Annotated in this window: 3 protein-coding genes and 1 pseudogene; all 4 read right to left on the bottom strand. The window is 38.6% G+C overall.

The annotated features are described in order from the left end of the window. A partial coding sequence (locus ACEW8O_RS19140; RefSeq protein ID WP_373496233.1) for an ABC transporter ATP-binding protein occupies positions 1-1,066 on the bottom strand: 1,066 nt, incomplete at its 3' end. Positions 1,067-1,241: 175 nt separating this feature from the next. Then, a complete protein-coding gene (locus tag ACEW8O_RS19135) occupies positions 1,242-2,057 on the bottom strand; it encodes an ABC transporter permease (protein WP_373496232.1) in 816 nt (271 codons plus the stop codon). A gap of 46 nt (positions 2,058-2,103) precedes the next feature. Further along, positions 2,104-2,820, bottom strand: coding sequence for a class I SAM-dependent methyltransferase (locus ACEW8O_RS19130; RefSeq protein ID WP_373496231.1), 717 nt, complete (start codon positions 2,818-2,820; stop codon positions 2,104-2,106). A gap of 75 nt (positions 2,821-2,895) precedes the next feature. After that, positions 2,896-3,105 (bottom strand): annotated as a pseudogene (locus ACEW8O_RS19125) (glycosyltransferase); the annotation flags it as partial.

The raw sequence follows: 3,105 nt of genomic DNA, 5'->3' as shown, positions 1-3,105 counted from the left end.
TTAAGGTAACTTCTTTTTTGAAGTTCTTATTATTGAATGCTATCAATCTTTCCCCTTTGGAATTCAAAATCCCTAAACCAATTTCAATTGGCAATGCAAAATCGATTTGCGGCATTTGATATTTAAAAACTATTTTCAAAGAATCCCCTGTTGAAATCCTATTTGAGGGTTTATTATTGATGAATATTTTCGCAGAAGATAATCCCAATCTATTCAATTTTTTATCCTTTTCGGGATGATCTAAAAGATCAATATTAAAAATATCTAAATCTGAATTAAAACCTTCGTGGATGTAATTATCCACTACAGAAGTAGAATCACCATTTTCTATGATTCTTCCATTTGCTAGCAATAAACTATTTGGACAAAGGTTTCTGATTACTTCCATATTATGGCTGACAAACAGCACAGTTCTTCCATCTTGCTTACTGACATTCTCCATCTTACCTAGGCACTTTTGCTGAAATTCAAAATCCCCCACCGCCAAGACTTCATCAATAATCAAAATCTCTGGTTCCAAATGTGCGGCAACAGAAAAGCCCAACCTGACCCGCATTCCAGAAGAATAGAACTTCACCGGAGTATCGATATATTTCTCCACACCAGAGAAGTCTATTATTTCATCTAGTTTGAGGTCGATCTCCCGTTTGGTCATCCCTAGGATGGTTCCATTCATATAGATATTTTCCCTGCCCGAAAGTTCCTGATGAAAGCCTGTGCCGACTTCCAGCAAGGCGGCTACCCTTCCGTTCATTTCTATTCTTCCTGAGGTAGGTTCAGTGATTTTTGAAAGTATTTTCAAAAGGGTGGATTTTCCGGCCCCATTTTTTCCGATGATTCCCAGCACTTCCCCCTGCTTCACTTCAAAACTCACCTCCTTTAATGCCCAATGTACACCTTCCTCTTTGTCTTGAAATTTTCCAAGATTTTGGATCTTTTTAAAGTTGTCAATAGGATATTTCAAAACATTGACCATTTGCTGTGCAAAAGTATCTGCCTTTTTTTCCTGCAAGCCTATGCGGTAGCGCTTGGAAAGATTCTCAACTTTAATAATCGTATCTGACACTTTTTTGTAGTTATAAGAAGCTGCCCGTCATTGCGAGGGGCAGGTAAGTAGTTTTCGGATTATGGTACTTTTGAATGCCCCGAAGCAATCTCCCCGACTTAAGAGATTCCTTCGCTCGCTCTTGCCACCGCTCTTGCCCCGCTCCCGCCACGGCGGACAGGCGCAATGACGCTCATTAAGCAACATCCGCAAACACTTTCTCCATTCGGCGGAAATAAAACAAACCAAAAACAAACAATACCACTCCAACAATTGCCCCGGGCCAAATCCATTCCCATGGAATCTGTCTGTCCAAGAACATGGCACGGATTCCTTCTATCACTCCTACCATGGGATTCAGAGAATAAACAAACTGCCATTTTTCGGGAACAGCGGTGGTACTATAAACCACAGGTGCAGTATAGAGTAGCAATTGTACTACAAAGGATAAAGCATATTTCACATCCCTATATTGTACTGCCATTGCCGATAAGACCATTCCAATTCCCAAAGAACACAACAACAACTGAATCATCAGCAAAGGAAGGAATACTATCCCAAAACCGGGAACTACTTTAAAATAAATCAGTAAAACCAAAAGAATAACGAATGAAATTATAAAATCCAGCAGTTTGGAGAAAATCGCTGCTAAAGGTAAAATCAGTCTAGGGAAATATACTTTGGTAATCATCCCAGCATTTGCTACAAGACTGTTTGCCGATTCAGACAAAGTACCCGAAAAGTAATTCCAAGGCCATAAAGCTAAGTATGAAAACAAAATATAGGGCATCCCATCCGAATCCACTTTGGCCAAACCACCAAATACTACTGTAAAAACCAATGTGGTAAATAGAGGTTGAATAATGGCCCATCCAACTCCCAGTACAGATTGGGCATATCGGGCTTTTATTCCCCTAACAGTTAAAAAATATAATAAGTCTTTGTACTTCCACAATTCTTGAAAGTCTATAAATTTCCAACCTTTGGTAGGTTCTATGATAGTTTTATTCATTGATCACTTTTGTAGTCTGATTGTTTCAATATTGGCCTAGTTAAAATCAAACCTGATCCAATTCAAACAATATTAAACTTTTATCCCTATGCTTTCCACCACCTTCATTACATATTTCATTAATTGTTTTAAGAGGAAAAGGTAAATCAAAAGGTGGTTTATTTAGGTTTATCGGTCGCCAATAACCGGTTTGGATGTCTTGGTTGGTTGCGTGGGCAATAAAGCTTGAAGTCAAAAAGTATTTGGATCCTGATCTTTTGAAATTGTCCAATGCCATCTGAATATCAGCAAAAGAAAAATGGACGAGGCAGTCCCTGCACAGGATCAAATCCACCTTTGGTAAGTCATCTGTAATAATATTCCCTGTTCTGAATTTCACCCCTGCTTTATCCTTGTAATTTTCCTTATTCAGTCTAATCAAATCGTCTACAATATCGATTCCCAAATAGTCTATCCCCTCCAGATTCACCTGATCCATCCAGTTGAAATCCCCACAGGGAGCATCCAAAATGGTTTTGATCTCAAACTCTTGGAATAACTTTTCCAGTTCGCGGATGATGGCATTGGTCTGACTGATATCCGAACCTGTTCCTGAGACACTCTCCCCATATACCCAATAATTCTCCTTGTAAATCTTCGAAAACACTTCCTCAGTACTCAACCCATCTATATCCAGCTTCTTTTTCTTTTGAAAGGATCGGTAGATGTCCATCAGAAAAATGGGGGAAGTGTTTTTTAGGAAGGACTTGAATTTTTGGAGCATTGATTATTTATTTCAATTCTTTTTAGAATGGCACTTCAGTTTTAATTCCAAACTCTGAGACTTCACTATCAATGATTATAGGGATTTGAAGATTTTCAAGGCCAGGTTGAGTTGTTTTATGAATGAATAGGAAGATTTTCCATTGATTCGTTGTTGGTGTATTACCGGGTAGGTAGTAGTGCGGTAGGATTGCCATTGTCTCATCAATGGTAGATATAGGAATCTATTGGCCGCGAGTTCTTCCAATGCTTTTTTTTTATAGATTCCAAAACCTGCTATTCTTGG

Source organism: Aquiflexum sp. (assembly GCF_041749095.1).
GTDB lineage: Bacteria > Bacteroidota > Bacteroidia > Cytophagales > Cyclobacteriaceae > Aquiflexum.
Note: the sequence above shows the minus strand (reverse complement) of the source record. Positions and strands in the feature narration are given on the sequence as shown.

Excerpts from the sequence above, each read along its gene's own strand:
- ACEW8O_RS19135 (WP_373496232.1), bottom strand. The coding sequence starts at position 2,057 with ATGAATAAAACTATCATAGAACCTACCAAAGGTTGGAAATTTATAGAC.
- ACEW8O_RS19130 (WP_373496231.1), bottom strand. The coding sequence starts at position 2,820 with ATGCTCCAAAAATTCAAGTCCTTCCTAAAAAACACTTCCCCCATTTTT.